Source organism: Bacillus sp. AFS012607, assembly GCF_002558005.1.
In the GTDB taxonomy this organism is placed as follows: Bacteria; Bacillota; Bacilli; order Bacillales; family Bacillaceae_G; genus Bacillus_A; species Bacillus_A thuringiensis_S.
Map to the genome: position 1 here is coordinate 1 of NZ_NTVM01000021.1, position 21,108 is coordinate 21,108.

The following is a 21,108-nucleotide window of genomic DNA, read 5'->3' on the forward strand; positions in this document are numbered from 1 at the left end:
AGCAACTAAAACACGAGTCAAATGACTCGTGTTTTTTCGTGTTTTATTTTATAATCCATAGTAATAAAAAATGTGTTTAAAGTATTCATATTTTGTTTAAATACAGGGGAATGTGGCTAGGATAGTGAATAAGCAAAAGAGTTGCAAATTTTATTAATACGTATATAATTAAAGTCAAAGATAGTCAAAGTCAATAAAGGTGGCGGATAAATGAGAAATATATCTGATATCATTGAGCAATATCTAAAGCAAGTTATTGACTTAAGTAATAATAATGTGATTGAAATCAAGAGAAATGAGATTGCGGATCGATTCGAGTGCGTACCATCTCAAATCAATTATGTAATCAATACCCGTTTTACGTTAGAAAGAGGATTTGTAGTAGAAAGTAAACGTGGTGGAGGAGGTTACATTCGCATTATAAAAGTCAAACTGCATGACGATATAGATATTATTGATCAAATGCTTCATATGATTGATCATAGCGTTGCGCAAGGGAATGCAGAAAGTATGATTATACGTTTAATAGAAGAGGGAATTATAACAAATCGTGAAGCGAAACTGATGTTAAGCGTAATAGATCGTTCTGTATTATCAATGGATGTTCCTTCTCGAGATGAACTTAGGGCTCGAATATTATGCGCAATGTTAAGAACACTGAAATATAAATAAATATAACTTTTGTAAAAGATTGATAACTAAGATAAAGCAGTTAAATATTGTAGAAGTTTTGAAAAAGAACATGCACTTTTATTTAAACGGATTCAGGAAAGCGAACAATCTAGTAATGTATGAAAAGTACCATGAGATAGAGCGTTCCTGTTGTAAAGGTGGGGATAGTGATGACTTGTCAAAACTGTAATATAAGACCAGCAACTTTACATTATACAAAAGTAATTAACGAGAAGAAGGCGGAAGTTCATCTTTGTGAGCAATGTGCAGAGCAAAGTGGCTATACGTCTTTCTTTCCATCATCGCAGTCTAACTTTTCATTTCATGATTTATTTGCTGGTTTATTACACGGTGAATCAACAATGTTTGAAGAAGGAAAAAATGGATTTTCAAATGCAGATATAGTAAGATGTCCAGATTGTAAGATGACATATGAACAATTTACAAAAGTCGGACGTTTTGGCTGTTATTCTTGTTACGATACATTTAAGGAGCATTTAAAGCCATTATTAAAACGCCTTCACGGTGGGCATACAGAACATTGTGGGAAAATTCCGGAACGTATAGAAGGAAATATCCACTTAAAGAAAGAATTAGATGAACTAAAACTTATTCTGAAACAATACGTACAGAAAGAGGAATTTGAGAAAGCTGCAGAAGTAAGAGATAAGATCCGAGGTCTTGAAATACAGCTTAGTGAGCATAGAGAGGGGGAATAGTTCTATGTCACTGGACAAAATTATGAACGAAGCAATTAGTCCATGGATGAAGGGGGATGGCCCTGATTCTGATATTGTTTTAAGTAGTCGAATTCGTTTGGCTCGTAACTTTAAACAATATCAATTTTCCACTATGCAAAACGAAGAAGAAGCTAAACAGATTCATGAATTATTCAAAAAGAAATTCATAAATAAAGCAGTAGGGTCTTTTGGGGAGTTTGGACTATTAAAGATGAATGAATTAACCCCTCTTCAAAGGAGAGTTTTAGTCGAAAAGCATTTAATTAGTCCAAATCTTGCAGGGACAGAATATGGAGCATGTCTACTATCAGAAAGTGAACATATTAGTGTTATGCTTAATGAAGAAGACCATATTCGGATTCAGTGCCTATTTTCAGGATTACAGTTATCAGAGGCACTTCAAAGTGCCAATCAAATAGATAATTGGATTGAGAAAGAAGTTGAATACGCTTTTGATGAATCACTTGGATATATTACGAGTTGTCCTACTAATGTTGGCACAGGGTTAAGAGCTTCTGTGATGATACATTTACCGGGACTGGTTTTAACAAAAAGAATTAGCCGTATTATACAAGTAATTCAAAAATTAGGGTTAGTAGTAAGAGGAATATACGGTGAAGGTAGCGAAGCGTTAGGTAATATATTTCAAGTTTCAAATCAAATGACGCTAGGAAAGTCTGAAGAAGATATTATTGCAGATTTAAAGAGTGTCATTCAACAAATTATACAGCAAGAAAAAATGGCTAGAGAATTAATTGTACAAAATTCAAGTATTGAACTTGAAGATAAGGTTTATCGTTCTTACGGCATACTAGCAAACAGTCGTTTAATTCAATCTGCAGAAGCAGCCAATTGCTTATCAGATGTACGACTTGGTATTGATCTAGGATATATAAAAGGTATATCGAGAAATATTTTGACTGAGCTAATGGTTCTTACGCAACCAGGTATTTTACAACAATACGCAGGTGGACCTTTAGGGCCAGAAGAAAGAGATTATCGAAGAGCAACCTTAATCCGTGAGCGATTACGTATTGAAAAAAACTAAGCGCAAGTAGGAGGCGATTTCTATGATGTTTGGAAGATTTACAGAAAGAGCACAGAAAGTGTTAGCTTTATCTCAAGAGGAAGCAATTCGTATTGGGCATAATAATATTGGAACAGAACATATTTTACTTGGGCTTGTACGCGAAGGTGAAGGAATTGCAGCAAAAGCATTAATTGCTCTTGGATTAAGTCCAGAGAAAGTTCAAAAAGAAGTAGAAGCGTTAATTGGGCGAGGAACAGAAGCTTCTCAAACTGTACATTATACACCTCGTGCTAAAAAGGTTATTGAATTATCTATGGATGAAGCGCGTAAGCTAGGCCATTCTTACGTTGGAACAGAACACATTTTACTCGGTTTAATCCGTGAAGGTGAAGGTGTAGCCGCACGTGTTTTAAATAATTTAGGTGTAAGTCTAAATAAAGCAAGACAACAAGTGTTACAACTTCTTGGAAGTAATGAAGCTAGTTCAGGTCATCAAGGTGGTTCAGCAACAAATGCAAATACACCGACACTGGACAGTTTAGCAAGGGACTTAACAGTTGTTGCACGTGAAAATCGCTTAGACCCTGTTATTGGACGCGGTAAAGAAATTCAACGTGTAATTGAGGTATTAAGCCGTAGAACGAAAAATAACCCAGTATTAATTGGTGAGCCTGGTGTAGGTAAAACGGCAATTGCAGAAGGATTAGCACAGCAAATTGTAAATAATGAAGTTCCTGAAACTTTAAGAGATAAGCGTGTTATGACACTAGATATGGGTACAGTGGTAGCTGGAACAAAATATCGCGGTGAATTTGAAGATCGTTTAAAGAAAGTGATGGATGAAATTCGCCAAGCAGGCAATATTATTCTATTTATTGATGAGCTTCATACATTAATTGGTGCAGGTGGAGCAGAAGGTGCAATCGATGCATCGAATATTTTAAAACCATCTTTAGCACGAGGAGAGCTACAATGTATTGGGGCAACAACTTTAGATGAGTATCGTAAATATATTGAAAAAGACGCGGCTTTAGAAAGACGTTTTCAACCAATTCATGTTGATGAGCCAAGTTTAGAAGAATCGATTCAAATCTTGAAAGGTTTACGTGATCGTTATGAGGCGCATCACCGTGTATCTATTACAGATGACGCTATTGATGCAGCTGTAAAACTTTCAGATCGTTATATTACAGATCGCTTTTTACCGGATAAAGCAATTGATTTAATTGATGAAGCTGCTTCAAAAGTTCGCTTACGTTCTTATACAACACCACCAAACTTAAAAGAGCTTGAAGTGAAGCTTGAGGAGATTCGAAAAGAAAAAGATGCAGCTGTACAAAGTCAAGAATTTGAAAAGGCTGCATCCTTACGTGATATGGAGCAACGCTTACGTGAGAAGTTAGAAGATACAAAACGTCAATGGAAAGAGCAACAAGGAAAAGAAAATTCAGAGGTTACGGTAGAAGATATTGCAAATGTCGTTTCTACATGGACGCGTATCCCAGTTTCTAAACTTGCACAAACAGAGACTGATAAATTATTAAATTTAGAATCCATTCTTCATGATCGTTTGATTGGTCAAGATGAAGCAGTAGTAGCAGTAGCAAAAGCTGTTCGTCGTGCAAGAGCAGGATTAAAAGATCCGAAGCGCCCGATTGGTTCATTTATTTTCTTAGGACCAACAGGTGTAGGTAAAACAGAACTTGCAAGAGCACTAGCAGAATCTATGTTCGGTGATGAAGATGCAATGATTCGCATCGATATGTCAGAGTATATGGAGAAGCATTCTACTTCCCGTTTAGTTGGTTCTCCTCCAGGATATGTTGGATATGAAGAAGGTGGACAATTAACAGAGAAAGTTCGTCGCAAGCCATATTCAGTTGTATTATTAGATGAGGTAGAGAAAGCTCATCCGGATGTATTTAATATTCTACTACAAGTATTAGAAGATGGTCGTTTAACAGATTCTAAAGGACGTACAGTTGATTTCCGTAATACAATTGTTATTATGACGTCTAACGTTGGTGCCGAGGCGTTAAAACGTAACAAACATCTTGGATTTAATGTCCAAGATGAAAGCCGTGATTATTCGGATATGAAAGGTAAAGTAATGGATGAGTTGAAAAAGGCATTTCGTCCAGAATTCTTAAACCGTATTGATGAAATTATCGTATTCCATATGCTTGAGAAAAAACATATTCAAGAGATTGTAACTCTTATGGTAAATCAGTTAGTAAATCGCTTAAAAGAACAAGAAATCGAATTGCACTTAACGGAAGGGGCAATTTCAGCTATTGCAGATAAAGGATTTGATCGTGAGTATGGCGCTCGTCCACTTCGCAGAGCAATTCAGAAACATGTAGAAGATAGACTATCAGAAGAACTTTTAAAAGGTGCTATTGAGAAAGGACAAAAAGTTATCTTTGATGTAGAAGGAGAATCATTTGTCATTCATAGTGCGGAAAAGGTAAAATAAGTATAGACAAACAAAGAGGGCTACGCGATAGCCCTCTTTCTTGTACGAGAAGGATAAACGTTTATAGACGAAAGTGAAGTGAACTATAAAAAGGTATGGCTAAAAAGAAAACGAAATTTATATGTCAAGAATGTGGTTATCAGTCACCAAAATATATGGGTAAATGTCCTGGATGTGGTCAATGGAATACACTTGTTGAAGAAATGGAGCCAGTTGTATCATCTAGGCGCCTTAATTACGCGAATGCAATTCAAACGGAAGTAACAAAACCAAGACGTCTTACCGAAGTAGAAACAAAGTCTGAGGCACGTATTGAAACGGAATTTCAAGAGTTTAATCGTGTGCTTGGTGGTGGAATTGTAGATGGGTCCTTAGTGCTTATTGGTGGAGACCCTGGGATTGGAAAATCAACATTACTATTACAGATTTCATCACAATTAGCAGATTCTTCATATGATGTATTATACATATCGGGTGAGGAGTCGGCAAAGCAGATTAAACTTCGTGCAGATCGTTTGCATGTAAAGGGTAGCAATCTATTTGTTGTAGCAGAGACAGACCTGCAGCGTATTGCAGCACATATTGAAGAGATGAATCCAGCTTTTGTTGTTATTGATTCTATTCAAACGATACATTTACCTGAAGTGACGTCAGCACCAGGAAGTGTGGCACAAGTACGTGAATGTACAGCGGAATTAATGAAACTTGCAAAAACAAAAGGAATCCCTATTTTCATTGTCGGGCATGTGACAAAAGAAGGAGCAATTGCAGGACCTCGTATGTTAGAACATATGGTCGATGCAGTTCTTTACTTTGAAGGAGATCGACACCATACGTATCGTATTTTACGGGCTGTGAAGAACCGTTTTGGTTCCACGAATGAAATGGGTATCTTTGAAATGAAAGAGCTTGGTCTTGCGGAAGTTTTAAATCCTTCTGAAATCTTCCTTGAGGAAAGGCCGGTTGGTGTTGCAGGATCAACAGTAGTTGCTTCAATGGAAGGAACAAGACCGGTTTTAGTAGAAATACAAGCATTAATCTCCCCTACTAGTTTTGGAAATCCTCGAAGAATGGCGACGGGAATTGATCATAACCGTGTTTCGCTTATTATGGCAGTATTAGAAAAAAGAACAGGTTTACTATTGCAAAATCAAGATGCATATTTAAAAGTAGCTGGTGGTTTGAAATTAGACGAACCGGCAATTGATTTAGCAGTGGCTTTAAGTATAGCCTCAAGTTTTAGGGATAAATCTACGGCACCAACTGATGCAGTAATAGGAGAAGTAGGATTAACTGGAGAAATAAGAAGAGTATCAAGAATCGAACAACGTGTACAAGAAGCGGCTAAATTAGGATTTCAACGTGTTATTATTCCTAGAAAAAACTTAGGAGGATGGACAATTCCGGATGGGATTGAGGTTGTAGGTGTTTCTAATTTAGGAGAAGCGCTTCGTTTGACATTAGGAGGCTAGGCTATGGAAGAAAATAAGCAACGTGTCAAAAGTATGATTAATATTTTACAGCTCGTGGCCCCAGGAACACCACTGCGTGAAGGGATAGATAATGTACTTCGCGCACAAACAGGGGGGCTAATTGTTCTTGGATATAATGAGCAGATTAAAAGTATTGTGGATGGTGGTTTTCACATTAATTGTGCATTCTCTCCTGCTAGTTTATATGAATTAGCAAAAATGGACGGGGCACTTATTTTAAATGAAACGGGAAGTAAAATTTTAATAGCGAATGCACAGTTAGTTCCAGAGGCATCTATTGATTCTATTGAAACCGGTATGCGTCACCGAACAGCAGAACGTGTAGCGAAGCAGACGGGCAGCCTTGTTGTGGCCATTTCACAAAGACGTAACGTAATTACGCTATATCAAGGGAACTTACGTTATACACTAAAAGATATAGGGGTTATTTTAACAAAGGCAAACCAAGCTATTCAAACGTTAGAAAAATATAAGGCTGTATGGAATGATGGTATTACGAATTTGGGCATTCTAGAATTTGAAGAGGTCGTTACAATGTCTGAGGTAGTTCACGTTTTACATAGTGTTGAAATGGTACTGCGTATTAAAAATGAAATATTGAGCTATATTCATGAGCTAGGAACAGAAGGTAGGTTAATTCGTTTACAGCTTACAGAATTACTAGCTGATTTAGAAGCAGAGGCAGCATTGTTAATTAAAGATTACCATCAGGAGAAAACACAAGACCATCATCAAATTTTGAAAAAGTTACAGGACCTTGCAAATACACAACTTTTAGAGGATAGTGATTTAGTTAAATTACTTGGCTATCCAGGGCAAACCAGTTTAGAAGAAAGTGTGACGCCAAGGGGATATCGAATTACAAGCAAAATCTCTCGTGTTCCGCCACTTATCATTGAAAATTTAATTAATCGATTCAAAACGTTGCAAGGAGTTTGTCGCGCGACTATTCATGAATTGGATGATGTGGAAGGAATTGGGGAAGTAAGGGCGAAGAAAATACGAGAAGGCCTAAAAAGAATTCAAGAGCATCTCTATATGAGTAGACACAATTAAGAATATTACATTGATTCCATAATATAACGACACTAGAACATTTTTGGTATATGATATGATATATTGGTAAATAAAACTATTTATAAAAAAAAACACGTCCGCTTTTGCATTCGGCGTTTTGATTAGCGAAACAATGGTTAATAATGAGTAGGAGGTGGTTGGATGTTAAAACGGATCGTACAGCTCTTCTTTCTAGTAATCGGGGGAGCGTTAGGGATTTACTTAATCCCAAAAGTTATTAATGTATTAGACATCGGTGCTGTTCCTTTATTGGAAGGATCTTATGTTCGTGCGATTATTGGTGCAATTATTTTATTTTTAACAACATTTTGGCTTGTAGATTATATTGTTCAACTTATTAAGCATATTGAAGAGGCTCTTGTAAAGGCGCCTGTAGCAGATGTTTTATTTGGTACATTAGGATTGATCTCTGGTCTTATTGTTGCATATTTAATTTTAATACCGATTCGTGAATTTACAATTCCGGTTATTAGTACGGTGTTGCAAGTGTTCTTCACTCTTTTACTTGGATATTTAGGATTCCAAGTAGGATTTAAAAAGAGGAATGAATTGCTAGGATTATTTACATTACCCCAACGCGGAGGTAAGAAGAAAAATAATAGCGAGAACGAAGAGGTAGAAGCAGAAAAATCTACGACTCATTGGAAAATTCTCGATACGAGTGTAATTATCGATGGACGTATTGCTGATATTTGCCAAACGAAGTTTTTGGAAGGAACAATTGTGATTCCACAATTCGTATTAGAAGAGCTTCAGCATATTGCCGATTCTTCCGATGCTTTAAAGCGTAATCGTGGTCGCAGAGGACTAGACATTTTAAATCGTATTCAAAAAGAGATGCCGATTCCGGTAGAAATTTATGAAGGCGATTTCGAGGATATCCAAGAGGTGGATAGCAAACTTGTAAAGTTAGCAAAAATCACCGGTGGAACTGTAGTAACGAATGATTTCAACTTAAATAAAGTTTCTGAATTACAAGGAGTAACGGTGTTAAACATTAATGATTTAGCTAATGCAATTAAACCAGTTGTACTCCCTGGCGAAGAATTAAATGTTTATGTTGTGAAAGATGGTAAAGAGCAAAACCAAGGTGTTGCGTACTTAGATGATGGTACGATGATTGTAGTAGAAGATGGTAGAGAGTATGTAGGTTCGCAACTTAATGTACTGGTTACTAGCGTATTACAAACATCGGCTGGTCGTATGATTTTCGCAAAACGTAAATTATTAGAAAAAGCATTATAGGTAGAGGATTATTAATATGTATACATTAATTATTCCGGCAGCCGGCCAAGGAAAGCGGATGGGTGCTGGCAAAAATAAGTTGTTCTTACTTATAAACGAAGTACCGATTATCGTTCATACATTACGTGCTTTTGAAAGAGATAAAGAGTGCAAAAGTATTGTTATGGCAATTAACGAAGAGGAACGCCCGTATTTTGAGGAATTAATGCAGAAGTATCCGATTGAAAAACAGGTACAATTTATTCAGGGTGGAGCCGAAAGACAAGATAGTGTATATAACGCGATTCAGCATGCGAGTGATGTTGAATACGTTCTTGTACATGACGGAGCGCGCCCATTCGTAACGAATAAAGTGATTCAAGACGTATTAACAGCAGCAGAAAAATATGGAGCTTCCATTTGTGCAGTGCCAGTAAAGGATACAGTTAAGAAAGTAGAGCAAGGTGTTGTTGTCGAAACGGTAGAACGATCTCAGCTTAAGGCTGTACAAACACCGCAAGGGTTCTCTGTTTCTCTTTTGTTAGAAGCTCATAGAAGTGCAAAACAGAGTTGTTTTCTTGGTACAGATGATGCAAGTCTCGTGGAACGTATTGGTAAGCAAGTAGGTGTAGTAGAGGGGAGTTACTATAATATTAAAGTGACGACTCCAGAGGATTTGCTAATTGCTGAAAGTTTCCTTCATGTTCAGAAAAAATAGCCGTGATGGTGTATAACAAAGGAAAGCTCGGCAATGGCCGGGCTTTTCTTTGTAGGGATATCAATATAATATAGAGTCATAAAGCTCAGTGGTTTAGCTCAAGGAGGATGTAAAGAATGTTTCGAATTGGACAAGGTTTTGATGTGCATGAATTTGCGGAAGGTAGACCGTTAATTATTGGCGGAATTACAATTCCACACGAGAAAGGATTAATCGGTCATTCAGATGCAGATGTATTGTTACATACGATTGCTGATGCATGTTTAGGTGCCATTGCAGCAGGAGATATTGGAAAGCATTTTCCTGATACAGACCCAGCTTTTAAAGATGCAGATTCAGCTGTATTGTTACAAAAAGTTTGGGAATTTGTGCGTGAACAAGGTTACGAGTTAGGGAACTTAGATTGTACAATTATTGCTCAAAAGCCAAAAATGGCACCGCATATTGAAAGTATGCGTAAACGTATTAGTGAACTGTTAGAAACGTCTATAGATAACATTAATGTAAAGGCAACAACAACAGAGAAATTAGGATTTACAGGTAGAGAAGAAGGAATTGCTTCTCAAGCAGTGGTATTATTACAGAAAAAATAATGGTTTTTAATTCGTAAGATGGATAATCACATTTTTTTGTTGTACAATTATAGAATGTGTAGACATTAAGAATGGAAGGTGTACCAATTATGGAAAAGCAAGTGAGAGTGCGCTATGCGCCAAGTCCAACAGGACACTTACATATCGGAAATGCGCGTACGGCATTATTTAATTATTTATTTGCTCGTCATTTAGATGGCAAGTTTATTATTCGTATTGAAGATACTGATGTAAAACGTAACGTGGCTGGTGGAGAAGAAAGCCAATTAAAATACTTGAAATGGCTCGGTATGGACTGGGATGAAGGTGTTGATGTTGGTGGTGAATTTGGACCATATCGTCAAACAGAGCGTTTAGATATTTATAAAAAATTATATCTAGATTTATTAGAGCGTGGTTTAGCTTACAAATGTTATATGACAGAAGAAGAGCTAGAAGCAGAGCGTGAAGGACAAATTTCTCGTGGTGAAACACCTCGTTATGCAGGTAACCACCGTGATTTAACTGAAGAACAAATGAAAGAATTTGAAGCTGAGGGACGTATTCCAAGTATTCGTTTCCGTGTACCAGCTGATCGTGATTACACATTTAAAGATATCGTAAAAGATGAAGTAGCATTCCATTCAAATGATTTCGGTGATTTCGTTATCGTGAAAAAAGATGGAATTCCAACTTATAACTTTGCGGTAGCAGTAGATGATCACTTAATGGAAATTACACATGTACTTCGTGGTGATGACCATATTTCAAATACGCCAAAACAAATGATGATTTATGAAGCTTTCGGTTGGGATATCCCGCAATTTGGCCATATGACTTTAATTGTAAATGAAAGCCGTAAAAAATTAAGTAAGCGTGATGAATCTATTATTCAATTTATTGAGCAATATAAAGAGCTTGGATATCTTCCAGAAGCAATCTTTAACTTTATTGCACTACTAGGTTGGTCGCCGGTAGGAGAAGAAGAAATCTTCTCTAAAGAAGAGTTTATCAAAATGTTCGATGCAGCTCGTTTATCAAAATCACCTGCATTATTTGATTCTCAAAAATTAAAATGGATGAACAACCAATATATGAAAAAGCAAGATTTAGATACGGTGGTAGAATTAAGCTTACCGCATCTAGTGAAAGCTGGACGTATAGGTGAAACTTTAAGTGAACAAGAGCAAGCTTGGATTCGTGATGTAATTGCGTTATATCATGAACAAATGAGTTTTGGAGCTGAAATTGTAGAGCTTTCTGAAATGTTCTTCAAAGATCATGTTGATCATGAAGAAGAAGGACAAGAAGTATTAAAAGGTGAACAAGTACCAGAAGTACTTCGTGCATTTGCTGGTCAAGTAGAAGCACTAGAGGCGATGGAACCAGCAGCAATTAAGGCGGCTATTAAAGCAGTTCAAAAGGAAACAGGTCATAAAGGTAAAAACTTATTTATGCCAATCCGTGTTGCAACTACTGGTCAAACACATGGCCCAGAGCTTCCTAATGCTATTGCACTTCTTGGAAAAGAAAAAGTTTTAAATCGTCTTCAAAAAGTAATTGGTTAACATTTTCTAGGTTTAGAAATATAATAAGTATACTTAAAACCTAATAAGGAAAAGCGACGAGAAGGAGAAGTAGAAAATCAGGCTTTTTACAGAGAGAACCACCTTTAGGCTGGAAGTGGTTTATAAGCGGGTTTTTGAAATGCCCCTTCGAGTCTTCTGCTGAACAGCAAAATGTTTTGTGAAACATCTTAAGGCGTTAAAGTAAGCAGAAGCGGTGTACACCGTTATCAGAGATGAGTTTGAGGCTTTTTTAGCCTAAACAGAGTGGAACCGCGCTTAAAAGGCGTCTCTGTCAATATGACAGAGGCGTCTTTTTTTATACCGTAAAACTGGGTATGAGTATAAATTTTATCTACGTGTATAAAGATTTAGGGAGATAAGTAGGGAGTTAGTTCACTCGAAAAAGCAGCCCATAAAGGGGAGGGAACATCGATGTTTAAGAGGCTTCGGGAAGATATTGAAGTCGTTTTTGAACAGGATCCAGCGGCAAGAGGTTATTTCGAAGTCATTTTAACTTACTCTGGATTACATGCAGTTTGGGCTCATCGAATTGCACATGCTTTTTATAAAAGGGATTTTTTCTTTCTTGCACGTTTTGTTTCACAAGTTAGTCGTTTTTTTACTGGCATTGAGATTCATCCAGGAGCAACTATTGGTCGACGCTTTTTCATAGACCATGGAATGGGAGTTGTAATTGGAGAAACTTGTGAAATTGGTGATAATGTAACAATTTATCAAGGGGTTACATTAGGTGGTACAGGAAAAGAAAAAGGCAAGAGGCATCCAACAATTCAGGATAATGTATTAATTGCGACGGGTGCTAAAGTCCTTGGTTCTATTACTGTGGGAGAGAATTCTAAAATCGGGGCAGGGTCTGTCGTATTAAAAGAAGTTCCTGCACATTCTACAGTTGTAGGTATACCTGGCCGAGTCGTTATTCAAAATGGAGTAAAGATTGGTCAAGAATTAAATCACTCTGACCTTCCGGATCCAATTTTTGATAAATTAAAGGCTATGGAAGTAGAACTTGATAAATTGAAGAAACAACTGGAAGTAAAGGTAGAAAGGAAGGATAAAAATGACTATTCACATTTATAATACGTTAACACGTCAAAAAGAAGAGTTTGTTCCATTAGAAGAAAATAAGGTAAAGATGTATGTATGCGGACCTACAGTCTATAACTACATTCATATTGGCAATGCAAGACCTCCTATGGTATTCGATACAGTACGTCGCTATCTAGAATATAAAGGGTACGATGTGCAATACGTATCGAACTTTACGGACGTAGATGATAAATTAATTAAAGCGGCAAATGAATTAGGTGAAGATGTACCGACAATTGCTGATCGTTTTGTTGAAGCGTACTTTGAAGATGTAACAGCGCTAGGTTGCAAACACGCAACAGTCCATCCTCGTGTAACAGAAAATATGGATATCATTATTGAATTTATTCAAGAACTTGTGAATAAAGGGTATGCATACGAATCAGAGGGAGATGTGTACTTTAAAACGAAGGAATTCGAAGGTTACGGTAAATTATCACATCAACCAATCGCAGATTTACGTCACGGTGCTCGTATTGAGGTGGGGGAAAAGAAACAAGACCCTCTTGATTTTGCTTTATGGAAAGCTGCGAAAGAAGGAGAAATCTTCTGGGAAAGCCCTTGGGGGCAAGGGCGTCCAGGGTGGCATATTGAATGCTCAGCAATGGCACGTAAGTACTTAGGGGATACAATTGACATTCATGCTGGTGGTCAAGACTTGGCGTTCCCGCATCATGAAAATGAAATTGCGCAGTCGGAAGCATTGACTGGAAAAACGTTTGCACGTTACTGGATGCATAATGGATATATTAATATTAACAATGAGAAGATGTCTAAATCGCTTGGTAACTTTATTTTAGTTCACGATATTATTAAGCAATACGACCCACAGTTAATTAGATTCTTTATGTTATCAGTACACTATCGTCATCCGATTAACTTTAGTGAAGAGTTATTACAAAGTACGAATAATGGGCTGGAAAGAATTAAAACAGCTTATGGAAACTTAAAGCATCGTATGGAAAGCAGTACGGATTTAACAGACCATAATGAGAAATGGTTAGTTGAAATAGAGAAATTCCAGACTGCATTTGAAGAGGCAATGAATGATGACTTTAACACTGCGAATGCAATTACCGAATTATACAATGTAGCCAATCATGCAAATCAATATTTACTTGAAGAGCATACATCTAAAGTTGTGATCGAAGCATACGTAAAACAATTGGAAACGTTATTTGATATTTTAGGATTAGAATTAACGCAAGAAGAATTGCTGGATGAAGAAATTGAAGAACTTATCCAAAAGCGCATTGAGGCTCGTAAAAATCGCGATTTCGCATTGTCTGATCAAATTCGTGACGATTTAAAAGGACGTAATATTATTTTAGAAGATACCGCTCAAGGTACAAGATGGAAAAGAGGATAAGGATGATTGATGCAAAGCAATTAAACAGCTTGGCGTTAGCGTATATGGGTGATGCGGTATATGAACAATATATCCGCTATCACCTCCTTCAAAAAGGAAAGGTTCGCCCTAATCAATTACATCGCTTAGGGACGAGCTTTGTTTCAGCAAAAGCACAGGCGAAAGTTGTTTATCATTTATTAGAGACGTCGTTTTTGACAGAGGAAGAAGAGGCGGTATTAAGAAGAGGACGTAATGCAAATTCAGGTACGGTTCCGAAAAATACGGATGTACAAACATATCGACATAGTACAGCCTTTGAAGCGCTAATTGGTTATCATCATTTATTAAATAACCGTGAAAGATTAGACGAAATTGTATATAAGGCAATTGCAGTTTTAGAAGAAAAGGAAGGGGGCACATCATCATGAGTAGTGAATATATTATCGGACGTAACCCTGTAATTGAAGCGTTACGATCAGGGAGAGATATTAATAAAATTTGGATCGCAGAAGGTGCTGCCAAAGGACAAGTGCAGATTGTACTAGCGTTAGCGAAAGAGAATAAGGTTATTTTACAACATGCACCAAAGAAAAAGTTAGATCAATTAGTTGAGGGTAATCATCAAGGTGTAATCGCTCAAGTAGCTGCATATCAGTATGCGGAGTTAGAAGATTTATTCAAAGTGGCAGAAAAACGTAATGAAGATCCATTCTTCTTAATTTTAGATGAGATTGAAGATCCGCATAACTTAGGTTCTATTATGCGTACTGCTGATGCGACAGGAGCTCATGGGATTATTATTCCAAAGAGAAGGGCTGTGGGGCTTACAGCGTCAGTTGCGAAAGCATCAACAGGAGCAATTGAATACATTCCTGTTGCACGCGTAACGAACTTATCCCGTACAATTGATGAATTAAAAGAACGTGGACTTTGGATTGCTGGTACAGATGCCAAAGGAAAAACGGATTATCGTAATTTAGATGGTAAAATGCCGATTGGGTTAGTAATTGGTAGTGAAGGAAAAGGTATGAGCCGTATTATTGGTGAAAAGTGTGATTTCCTAATCACTCTACCGATGGTTGGTAAAGTTACATCCTTAAATGCTTCCGTAGCCGCAAGTTTGTTAATGTATGAGGTATATCGTAAACGTCACGAAATTGGTAAATAAAAGATGAACGATATTTTAATCGTTGACGGTTACAACATTATCGGAGCTTGGGGAGATTTGAAGAAACTGCGGGATGTAGATTTACAATCATCAAGAGATGCACTTATTGATAAGATGGCGGATTATCAAGGTTATACAGGCACAAAAGTGATGATAGTCTTTGATGCCTATACAGTACATGGTATTGAAAAAAAGATGAAACAATCTCGTGTGGAAGTAATATTCACACGAAAGAATCAAACTGCAGATGAAAAGATAGAGCAACTTGCGATAGAGCTTAGAAATATAAATACACGAATATATGTTGCGACTTCTGATTACACGGAACAATGGGTTATATTTGCGCAAGGTGCCCTTCGGAAATCTGCGCGTGAATTAGAGTTGGAAGTACAGGCAATGGAGCAACAAGTAAGAAGGCGTACAAAAGACACGAAAGAACAGCAACCCGCCATGCGAAAGATATTTAGTAAAGATATTACAGAAAAATTAGAAAAATTAAGAAGAGGAGAGCGTTGAAGCATTGACGCTCTTTGTCTTTTTACTGTATAATATTGCTAAATAAATAGCGGTCGGAGGGATCAAGGTGGAAGCAGGCTTCGTAAGTGTAGGCGACGTTACATTTCGTGATTTAGAGGATGAGGCAATCGTTGAGTTAGTTCGAAAAGGTAATACTGACGCTCTAGAATATTTAATTCACAAGTATAAGAACTTTGTTCGCGCGAAATCAAGATCTTACTTTTTAGTGGGTGCCGATCGAGAAGACATTGTTCAAGAAGGTATGATAGGGTTGTTTAAAGCAATTCGTGATTATAAAGAGGACAAGCTGTCTTCATTCAAAGCATTTGCTGAACTGTGTATCACTCGACAAATTATTACCGCTATTAAAACGGCAACAAGACAAAAACATATTCCCTTAAATTCATATGTGTCTTTAGATAAGCCGATTTACGATGAGGAATCTGATCGAACATTATTGGATGTTATTTCTGAAGCGAAGGTAACTGATCCTGAAGAGATGATTATTAGCCAAGAAGAATATACAGACATAGAATCAAAAATATCAGAATTATTAAGCGATTTAGAAAGAAAAGTACTTTCTTTATATCTAGATGGGCGTTCTTATCAAGAGATTTCAGAACAGTTAAACAGACATGTGAAATCTATTGATAACGCTTTACAGCGGGTGAAGAGGAAATTGGAACGATATATGGAAATGCGAGAAAGTACAACTTTAAATTCATAACAAATAACAAGTGCAACAGGTGTAAAATAAATCACCTGTTTTCTTTTGTAGAGCGTACAAAATGCATGTCATTGACATTGTCTTTTATTGTATGATACATTTTTAGGGACATAATGTTACAAGGTTGGTGTAACTAATGAGGAAAAAAGTTGTACTCTCATGTGAAGAGTGTAAAAATCGAAACTACTCTACTATGAAAGATACGAGCTCAATAGAGCGACTTGAAATAAAAAAGTTTTGTAAAACATGCAATCAGCATACAGTTCACAAGGAAACAAAATAAATAATTGAAATAATACACTGGAGGTCCCGCAGATGCGTTTAACGAACTTTTTCGGCGATGTAGGTCGCGAAATGAAAAAAGTAAGTTGGCCTAAAAAAGATGAATTACTCCGCTCAACAGCGACTGTTGTTGCTACAGTTGTGTTCTTTGCGATTTTCTTCGCAGTAGTTGATATGGGCATTTCTTCTTTAATTCGGTTAATTCTTGGTTAATTCTTGAATAAGAAGCACTTATCCATGATATAATGTTATTTATAAGAACTGTGTAAAAGCCCGGTGAACGGGTTTTTTCATTTGCGCAAAAAAATGTACGTCAGGGAGGGAAGGACGCTCGTCCTAAATGAATGGAAAAAAGTTGGTATGTTGTCCATACTTATTCTGGATATGAAAATAAAGTAAAAGCAAACCTAGAGAAGCGTGTAGAATCAATGGGTATGCAAGATAAAATTTTCCGTGTTGTTGTCCCGGAAGAAGTAGAAGTAGAAATGAAAAACGGAAAAGAAAAATTAATGAAAAGAAAAGTGTTCCCAGGTTATGTATTAGTAGAATTAATCATGACTGATGATTCTTGGTATGTTGTACGTAACACGCCGGGTGTAACTGGGTTCGTTGGTTCTTCTGGTTCTGGATCTAAGCCATCGCCTCTATTAGAAGAGGAAGTTGTTACCATTATGAAACATATGGGAATGGACAACGAAGTGGTTGATTTCGACTTTGAACTTCATGAGACAGTACGTGTAAATGAGGGGCCATTCGCAGATTATACAGGTGCTATTGAAGAAATTGATGTGGAGAAGAAAAAGGTTAGTGTACTTGTGGACATGTTTGGTCGCGAGACTCCAGTTGAACTTGACTTCCATCAAATTGAAAAATTATAAAATGAAACTTGAAATGAATTGTAAAAAGTGATAATATCTTTTAAGTCAGTACGTCTTCATTATCGGAGGCGTTTTTTGAAAGATTTTATCCTTACAGATAAAATATGACGTGGGAGGGCAAATCACTGTCCAATTGACCACATCACGGACTTAAGGAGGTGTGTCTCGTGGCTAAAAAGGTAATTAAAATGGTAAAGCTTCAAATTCCTGCAGGTAAAGCTAACCCAGCTCCACCAGTTGGTCCAGCATTAGGACAAGCAGGTGTTAACATCATGGGCTTCTGTAAAGAGTTTAACGCTCGTACAGCAGATCAAGCTGGTCTTATCATCCCTGTTGAAATTACGGTATTTGAGGACCGTTCATTCACTTTCATTACTAAAACTCCTCCTGCTGCTGTTCTTCTTAAGAAAGTAGCTGGTATTGAGTCTGGTTCTGGTGAACCAAATCGTAATAAAGTGGCAACTGTTAAGCGTGATAAAGTACGCGAAATCGCTGAAACTAAAATGCCTGACCTAAACGCTGCTAGCGTAGAAGCTGCAATGCGTATGGTTGAAGGTACTGCACGCAGTATGGGCATCGTTATCGAAGACTAATTCGATTTGTTTTTAAAAAAAGGTTGCGGGTCTGGAATTCCAATTCGCAACCTTTATTATCGTAAATGATTATCGTTTTTAAATAAATGGATGGCGCTCATCCTCAGGTTATACCTGAAAACAGGCGTAAACGTGGGAGGTTATTCCGCTAAAACCACATTCGAGGAGGAAATAAAAATGGCTAAAAGAGGTAAAAAGTACGTAGAAGCTGCAAAGCTTGTTGACCGTGCAGCTGCTTACTCTGCAACAGAAGCAGTAGAATTAGTAAAGAAAACAAACACAGCTAAATTTGATGCAACTGTAGAAGCTGCATTCCGTTTAGGTGTTGACCCTAAGAAAGCTGACCAACAAATCCGTGGTGCAGTTGTTCTTCCGCACGGTACTGGTAAAGTACAACGTGTATTAGTGTTCGCTAAAGGTGAAAAAGCTAAAGAAGCTGAAGCTGCTGGAGCTGACTTCGTAGGCGATACTGATTACATCGGTAAAATCCAACAAGGTTGGTTCGATTTCGATGTAGTAGTAGCAACTCCTGACATGATGGGTGAAGTTGGTAAACTTGGTCGCGTATTAGGACCTAAAGGTTTAATGCCAAACCCTAAAACTGGAACAGTTACTTTCGATGTAACTAAAGCTGTTAACGAAATCAAAGCTGGTAAAGTTGAATACCGCGTTGATAAAGCTGGTAACATCCACGTTCCAATCGGTAAAGTATCTTTCGAAGATGCTAAATTAGTAGAAAACTTCAAAACAATCGCTGATACTTTATTAAAAGTTAAGCCATCTGCTGCAAAAGGTACTTACATGAAGAACGTAACAGTTGCTTCTACAATGGGACCTGGCGTACGTGTAGACGTTTCTACATTAGCGTAAAAATTGGAAGTTGACTTCATAAAGAAGATTTAATATAATCATTTATGTTGTGAATTTAAATAGTGTACCGTAGACAGTAGGTGTCAATAGACTTAATTTCCTACCTAGGTGTTAATATACGAAACGGAATTTTTTTCTGTGACTATATGCCTCCATGTCTACAAGTTGGGCATGGAGGTTTTTAGTGCACTTTCGGTACATCTTCTATATAATCTACAGGAGGTGTAATAACATGAGCAAAGTAATCGAAACTAAACAACAAGTTGTAACTGAAATCGCGGACAAACTTCGTGCTAGTAAATCTACGATCGTTGTTGACTACCGTGGTTTAACAGTTTCTGAAGCAACAGAATTACGTAAGCAATTACGTGAAGCTGGCGTTGAGTTCAAAGTTTACAAAAACTCTCTAACTCGTCGTGCTGCAGAATCTGCTGAAATGGCTGAGTTAAACGAATTCTTAACAGGACCAAACGCAATCGCGTTCAGTAACGAGGATGTAGTTGCTCCTGCGAAAGTATTAAACGACTTCGCTAAAAATCATGAAGCTTTAGAAATTAAAGCGGGCGTAATCGAAGGTAAACTTGTAACACTTGATGAGGTTAAAGCAATCGCTACTCTTCCATCACGTGAAGGCTTACTTTCTATGCTTCTTAGCGTTCTTCAAGCTCCAATCCGTAACCTTGCACTTGCTACTAAAGCAGTTGCAGAACAAAAGGAAGAGCAAGGCGCTTAATTTTTTAAAAGATAATTACGTATTATCGATAAAACAATACAAACCTATTTAAGGGAGGATATTTACAATGACTAAAGAACAAATCATTGAAGCAGTTAAATCTATGACTGTATTAGAACTTAACGACTTAGTAAAAGCTATCGAGGAAGAATTCGGCGTAACTGCTGCTGCTCCTGTAGCTGTTGCTGGTGGCGCTGGAGAAGCTGCTGCTGAGAAAACTGAATTTGATGTGGAACTAACTAGCGCTGGTGCACAAAAAATCAAAGTTATCAAAGTTGTTCGTGAAATCACTGGTCTTGGCTTAAAAGAAGCTAAAGAATTAGTTGACAACACTCCAAAAGTAATCAAAGAAGCTGCTGCTAAAGAAGAAGCTGAAGAAATCAAAGCTAAACTTGAAGAAGTTGGCGCTGCTGTAGAAGTTAAGTAATTAACTTTTGATGCTTTAAAAAAAGCTCGCTCTCATGCGAGCTTTTTTTTTAACTGTAAAGAAGAGAGGTGGCCATATGGCAGACCATTATTTTTCTAACGACCCTTCTAGTAAAAGTGATCGTAAGCGATGGGAATTTGCACTTCGTGGATCTCAATTTACTTTCTTATCCGACCATGGGGTGTTCTCGAAAAACGAAGTGGACTTTGGTTCCCGTCTTTTAATTGAAGCTTTTCAAATGCCAGATATTAAAGGTAATATATTAGATGTAGGTTGCGGATACGGTCCTATTGGTTTGTCGCTAGCGAAAGAGTTTCAAGGTCGTGAAGTTCACATGGTGGATGTGAATGAAAGGGCGCTTGGACTTGCGAAAGAAAACGCCGCTAATAACAAAATCGAGAATATACGTATTTTTCAAAGTAGCGTCTATGAAAATGTAGATGGCAAGTATGCTGCTATTCTATCTAACCCTCCAATTCGTGCGGGTAAAGATGTCGTACATGAAATTTTAGAAAAAGCTGTGGAGTATTTAGTTCCAGGTGGAGAACTTTGGATTGTTATTCAAAAGAAGCAAGGTGCACCATCTGCGCTGAAAAAACTAGAGGAAGTATTTTCTGAAGTTGAGGTTGTAGAAAAGAAAAAAGGATATTATATCATAAAATCAAAAAAACGTTGACGGTTATTTTTGGCTATGTTAACATTATACAATGCCAATATATGATTTTCTGCGTTGAGAAAGATGTATATTTTTGTTTCTCTTGGAAAAGATAGTAAAATCAGCAGATTATGAAACAGAATGATGGTTTTCTTATAGAAGCCATTTTTCTTTTTTGAGCAGGTAGAAAGACTCAACGTATTTATCTTTAAGAGAAAAAGACTACGCTAA

24 protein-coding genes and 2 other annotated features are annotated in these 21,108 nt (G+C 37.2%); all 24 genes read left to right on the forward strand.

Annotated features, from left to right (window positions below; genetic code table 11):
- Positions 1-210 precede the first annotated feature (210 nt).
- The 24 genes from ctsR to CN409_RS22995 all read left to right on the forward strand — a co-directional run bounded on the left by ctsR (position 211) and on the right by CN409_RS22995 (position 20,898).
- Positions 211-672 carry a transcriptional regulator CtsR gene (gene ctsR / locus CN409_RS22880; protein WP_001244560.1) on the forward strand — a complete coding sequence of 154 codons (462 nt, stop codon included), beginning with the start codon at positions 211-213 and terminating at the stop codon, positions 670-672.
- Positions 673-842: 170 nt separating this feature from the next.
- The gene (gene mcsA / locus CN409_RS22885) at positions 843-1,391 is read left to right on the forward strand and encodes a protein-arginine kinase activator protein McsA (RefSeq protein WP_000128376.1); all 549 of its coding nucleotides are present in this window, start codon (positions 843-845) and stop codon (positions 1,389-1,391) included.
- Between the two features lie 4 nt (positions 1,392-1,395).
- Positions 1,396-2,460 (forward strand): protein-arginine kinase McsB, encoded by a 1,065-nt coding sequence (mcsB, locus tag CN409_RS22890; protein WP_000050837.1) that lies wholly within the window; start codon positions 1,396-1,398, stop codon positions 2,458-2,460.
- Between the two features lie 22 nt (positions 2,461-2,482).
- Positions 2,483-4,918, forward strand: coding sequence for an ATP-dependent protease ATP-binding subunit ClpC (gene clpC, locus CN409_RS22895; protein ID WP_000971173.1), 2,436 nt, complete (start codon positions 2,483-2,485; stop codon positions 4,916-4,918).
- 95 nt (positions 4,919-5,013) lie between these two features.
- Entirely contained in the window at positions 5,014-6,390 is a 1,377-nt protein-coding gene (radA, locus tag CN409_RS22900; RefSeq protein ID WP_001085199.1) for a DNA repair protein RadA, read from the forward strand.
- 3 nt (positions 6,391-6,393) lie between these two features.
- Positions 6,394-7,467 carry a DNA integrity scanning diadenylate cyclase DisA gene (gene disA, locus CN409_RS22905; protein ID WP_000392164.1) on the forward strand — a complete coding sequence of 358 codons (1,074 nt, stop codon included), beginning with the start codon at positions 6,394-6,396 and terminating at the stop codon, positions 7,465-7,467.
- Between the two features lie 162 nt (positions 7,468-7,629).
- On the forward strand, positions 7,630-8,733 hold the full coding sequence (locus CN409_RS22910; RefSeq protein WP_000919681.1) for a PIN/TRAM domain-containing protein: 1,104 nt from the start codon (positions 7,630-7,632) through the stop codon (positions 8,731-8,733).
- A 16-nt stretch (positions 8,734-8,749) separates the two neighbouring features.
- Positions 8,750-9,430 (forward strand): 2-C-methyl-D-erythritol 4-phosphate cytidylyltransferase, encoded by a 681-nt coding sequence (gene ispD / locus CN409_RS22915; RefSeq protein ID WP_000288312.1) that lies wholly within the window; start codon positions 8,750-8,752, stop codon positions 9,428-9,430.
- Between the two features lie 116 nt (positions 9,431-9,546).
- A complete protein-coding gene (gene ispF, locus CN409_RS22920; RefSeq protein ID WP_000488386.1) occupies positions 9,547-10,023 on the forward strand; it encodes a 2-C-methyl-D-erythritol 2,4-cyclodiphosphate synthase in 477 nt (158 codons plus the stop codon).
- Positions 10,024-10,112: 89 nt separating this feature from the next.
- Positions 10,113-11,570, forward strand: a complete 1,458-nt coding sequence (gene gltX, locus CN409_RS22925) for a glutamate--tRNA ligase (protein ID WP_000415148.1) — start codon at positions 10,113-10,115, stop codon at positions 11,568-11,570.
- A gap of 47 nt (positions 11,571-11,617) precedes the next feature.
- Positions 11,618-11,864, forward strand: a binding site (T-box leader).
- A gap of 138 nt (positions 11,865-12,002) precedes the next feature.
- Positions 12,003-12,668, forward strand: a complete 666-nt coding sequence (gene cysE, locus CN409_RS22930; protein ID WP_000476495.1) for a serine O-acetyltransferase — start codon at positions 12,003-12,005, stop codon at positions 12,666-12,668.
- Positions 12,649-14,046, forward strand: a complete 1,398-nt coding sequence (cysS, locus tag CN409_RS22935; protein WP_000152279.1) for a cysteine--tRNA ligase — start codon at positions 12,649-12,651, stop codon at positions 14,044-14,046. Before cysE ends, cysS begins: the two co-directional genes overlap by 20 nt.
- Before the next feature lie 2 nt (positions 14,047-14,048).
- Positions 14,049-14,456 (forward strand): Mini-ribonuclease 3, encoded by a 408-nt coding sequence (locus CN409_RS22940; protein ID WP_000564265.1) that lies wholly within the window; start codon positions 14,049-14,051, stop codon positions 14,454-14,456.
- Complete coding sequence (rlmB, locus tag CN409_RS22945; protein WP_000093762.1) at positions 14,453-15,196, forward strand: 23S rRNA (guanosine(2251)-2'-O)-methyltransferase RlmB; 744 nt, start codon at positions 14,453-14,455, stop codon at positions 15,194-15,196. The genes CN409_RS22940 and rlmB overlap by 4 nt, the downstream gene beginning before the upstream one ends.
- Before the next feature lie 3 nt (positions 15,197-15,199).
- Complete coding sequence (locus CN409_RS22950; protein WP_000997887.1) at positions 15,200-15,712, forward strand: NYN domain-containing protein; 513 nt, start codon at positions 15,200-15,202, stop codon at positions 15,710-15,712.
- A 67-nt stretch (positions 15,713-15,779) separates the two neighbouring features.
- On the forward strand, positions 15,780-16,439 hold the full coding sequence (locus CN409_RS22955; protein ID WP_000387198.1) for an RNA polymerase factor sigma-70: 660 nt from the start codon (positions 15,780-15,782) through the stop codon (positions 16,437-16,439).
- Positions 16,440-16,575: 136 nt separating this feature from the next.
- Positions 16,576-16,722, forward strand: coding sequence for a 50S ribosomal protein L33 (gene rpmG / locus CN409_RS22960; RefSeq protein ID WP_014481927.1), 147 nt, complete (start codon positions 16,576-16,578; stop codon positions 16,720-16,722).
- 32 nt (positions 16,723-16,754) lie between these two features.
- Positions 16,755-16,934, forward strand: coding sequence for a preprotein translocase subunit SecE (gene secE / locus CN409_RS22965; protein ID WP_001241323.1), 180 nt, complete (start codon positions 16,755-16,757; stop codon positions 16,932-16,934).
- Positions 16,935-17,065: 131 nt separating this feature from the next.
- Positions 17,066-17,599 carry a transcription termination/antitermination protein NusG gene (gene nusG, locus CN409_RS22970; RefSeq protein WP_000415794.1) on the forward strand — a complete coding sequence of 178 codons (534 nt, stop codon included), beginning with the start codon at positions 17,066-17,068 and terminating at the stop codon, positions 17,597-17,599.
- A 167-nt stretch (positions 17,600-17,766) separates the two neighbouring features.
- Positions 17,767-18,192, forward strand: coding sequence for a 50S ribosomal protein L11 (gene rplK, locus CN409_RS22975; protein ID WP_001085872.1), 426 nt, complete (start codon positions 17,767-17,769; stop codon positions 18,190-18,192).
- 177 nt (positions 18,193-18,369) lie between these two features.
- Positions 18,370-19,062, forward strand: coding sequence for a 50S ribosomal protein L1 (gene rplA, locus CN409_RS22980; RefSeq protein WP_002084079.1), 693 nt, complete (start codon positions 18,370-18,372; stop codon positions 19,060-19,062).
- Between the two features lie 49 nt (positions 19,063-19,111).
- Positions 19,112-19,255, forward strand: a sequence feature (ribosomal protein L10 leader region).
- A gap of 39 nt (positions 19,256-19,294) precedes the next feature.
- Entirely contained in the window at positions 19,295-19,795 is a 501-nt protein-coding gene (rplJ, locus tag CN409_RS22985; RefSeq protein ID WP_000048717.1) for a 50S ribosomal protein L10, read from the forward strand.
- A gap of 67 nt (positions 19,796-19,862) precedes the next feature.
- Positions 19,863-20,222, forward strand: coding sequence for a 50S ribosomal protein L7/L12 (rplL, locus tag CN409_RS22990; protein ID WP_000159736.1), 360 nt, complete (start codon positions 19,863-19,865; stop codon positions 20,220-20,222).
- A gap of 76 nt (positions 20,223-20,298) precedes the next feature.
- Positions 20,299-20,898 carry a class I SAM-dependent methyltransferase gene (locus CN409_RS22995; protein ID WP_000763259.1) on the forward strand — a complete coding sequence of 200 codons (600 nt, stop codon included), beginning with the start codon at positions 20,299-20,301 and terminating at the stop codon, positions 20,896-20,898.
- Positions 20,899-21,108 lie beyond the last annotated feature (210 nt).

What these genes read in the sequence shown, in the direction of transcription:
- CN409_RS22995 (WP_000763259.1), top strand. Translation starts at nt 20,299, where the DNA reads ATGGCAGACCATTATTTTTCTAACGACCCTTCTAGTAAAAGTGATCGT.
- rplJ (WP_000048717.1), top strand. Translation starts at nt 19,295, where the DNA reads ATGAGCAAAGTAATCGAAACTAAACAACAAGTTGTAACTGAAATCGCG.
- mcsA (WP_000128376.1), top strand. Translation starts at nt 843, where the DNA reads ATGACTTGTCAAAACTGTAATATAAGACCAGCAACTTTACATTATACA.
- cysS (WP_000152279.1), top strand. Translation starts at nt 12,649, where the DNA reads ATGACTATTCACATTTATAATACGTTAACACGTCAAAAAGAAGAGTTT.
- CN409_RS22910 (WP_000919681.1), top strand. Translation starts at nt 7,630, where the DNA reads ATGTTAAAACGGATCGTACAGCTCTTCTTTCTAGTAATCGGGGGAGCG.
- ispF (WP_000488386.1), top strand. Translation starts at nt 9,547, where the DNA reads ATGTTTCGAATTGGACAAGGTTTTGATGTGCATGAATTTGCGGAAGGT.
- clpC (WP_000971173.1), top strand. Translation starts at nt 2,483, where the DNA reads ATGATGTTTGGAAGATTTACAGAAAGAGCACAGAAAGTGTTAGCTTTA.
- rplA (WP_002084079.1), top strand. Translation starts at nt 18,370, where the DNA reads ATGGCTAAAAGAGGTAAAAAGTACGTAGAAGCTGCAAAGCTTGTTGAC.
- rpmG (WP_014481927.1), top strand. Translation starts at nt 16,576, where the DNA reads ATGAGGAAAAAAGTTGTACTCTCATGTGAAGAGTGTAAAAATCGAAAC.
- rplL (WP_000159736.1), top strand. Translation starts at nt 19,863, where the DNA reads ATGACTAAAGAACAAATCATTGAAGCAGTTAAATCTATGACTGTATTA.
- ctsR (WP_001244560.1), top strand. Translation starts at nt 211, where the DNA reads ATGAGAAATATATCTGATATCATTGAGCAATATCTAAAGCAAGTTATT.
- secE (WP_001241323.1), top strand. Translation starts at nt 16,755, where the DNA reads ATGCGTTTAACGAACTTTTTCGGCGATGTAGGTCGCGAAATGAAAAAA.
- CN409_RS22950 (WP_000997887.1), top strand. Translation starts at nt 15,200, where the DNA reads ATGAACGATATTTTAATCGTTGACGGTTACAACATTATCGGAGCTTGG.
- mcsB (WP_000050837.1), top strand. Translation starts at nt 1,396, where the DNA reads ATGTCACTGGACAAAATTATGAACGAAGCAATTAGTCCATGGATGAAG.
- gltX (WP_000415148.1), top strand. Translation starts at nt 10,113, where the DNA reads ATGGAAAAGCAAGTGAGAGTGCGCTATGCGCCAAGTCCAACAGGACAC.
- ispD (WP_000288312.1), top strand. Translation starts at nt 8,750, where the DNA reads ATGTATACATTAATTATTCCGGCAGCCGGCCAAGGAAAGCGGATGGGT.
- radA (WP_001085199.1), top strand. Translation starts at nt 5,014, where the DNA reads ATGGCTAAAAAGAAAACGAAATTTATATGTCAAGAATGTGGTTATCAG.
- rlmB (WP_000093762.1), top strand. Translation starts at nt 14,453, where the DNA reads ATGAGTAGTGAATATATTATCGGACGTAACCCTGTAATTGAAGCGTTA.
- cysE (WP_000476495.1), top strand. Translation starts at nt 12,003, where the DNA reads ATGTTTAAGAGGCTTCGGGAAGATATTGAAGTCGTTTTTGAACAGGAT.
- nusG (WP_000415794.1), top strand. Translation starts at nt 17,066, where the DNA reads ATGGAAAAAAGTTGGTATGTTGTCCATACTTATTCTGGATATGAAAAT.
- disA (WP_000392164.1), top strand. Translation starts at nt 6,394, where the DNA reads ATGGAAGAAAATAAGCAACGTGTCAAAAGTATGATTAATATTTTACAG.
- CN409_RS22940 (WP_000564265.1), top strand. Translation starts at nt 14,049, where the DNA reads ATGATTGATGCAAAGCAATTAAACAGCTTGGCGTTAGCGTATATGGGT.